Origin of the sequence: Neglectibacter sp. X4, from assembly GCF_009917365.1 — a bacterium.
Taxonomy (GTDB): domain Bacteria; phylum Bacillota; class Clostridia; order Oscillospirales; family Acutalibacteraceae; genus Acutalibacter.
In genome coordinates this window covers 1-882 of record NZ_QWLE01000194.1, presented here as the reverse complement: position 1 = coordinate 882, position 882 = coordinate 1, and the positions used below count along the sequence as shown (strand labels likewise).

General features: G+C 42.9%; 1 pseudogene. It reads left to right on the top strand.

Features of this window, described 5'->3' with window-relative positions:
* A pseudogene (locus D1841_RS17610) lies at positions 1-643 on the top strand (ISNCY family transposase); the annotation flags it as partial.
* Between the last annotated feature and the right edge of the window lie 239 nt (positions 644-882).

Here is an 882-nt window from a genome sequence, read left to right as displayed (position 1 = left end):
GAATGATACATTTACGCAGTTTGCTTATGCATGCAAGCAATTCGGTGTCGATTTAAAAACAACCAGTATACCACAAGCCAAGGGCAGAGTTGAACGTCTTTTTAAAACCTTACAATCACGCCTGCCTGTCGAATTACGACTGGCAGGCGTGAAAAACCTGGAGCAGGCAAATGAATTCCTTCACTCCTACATAAAGAAATTCAACGCACAGTTCGCTCTACCCCTTAATCCTACCACGTCTGTATTTGAAACACAACCCTCAAAAGACAAAATCGACCTGTTTCTTTCCTTGCTCACACCCCGTATAGTGGATGCCGGTCATTCCATTCGGTTCAACAACCATCGGTACAAAATGTTGGATGAATCCGGCATGCATACAAACTACTACAAAGGAACGCAGGTGCTGGTAGCGCAGACCCTTAGCGGCAGGCTGTTTTGCAACGTAAACGGGCGAATTTACGCCTTGGAAGAGATTCCGTTGCATGAAGAAGTATCTCGGAATTTCAATACAGAAAAAGAACTTGCAGCAGCGAAGAAGCCAAAGAAGCAAAATATCCCGCCTATGCATCATCCTTGGCGCAAAGATAACTTTATGAAACATGTCTACGCTATGTATGGTAACGAAGCAACCTGGGCTGTTTAACTGCTCACGGTAACCCTTGCTTTTTGGTGCTAATATTGCACTTATTTTTGGACTTTTTCAATTACGGTTGACACATGACCAAAGATTTTTAACTACAAATCCGCAAACCTTGCGGATTTAAAAAAAGGAATGGTGTATCATGGCAAACAAAACCAACTGCACAATCAACGGTAAAGACTACTACCGCATACGGCGCAAGGTAGGAAAAAAAATCAATTCTAAAGGCGTTTGGGTTGATG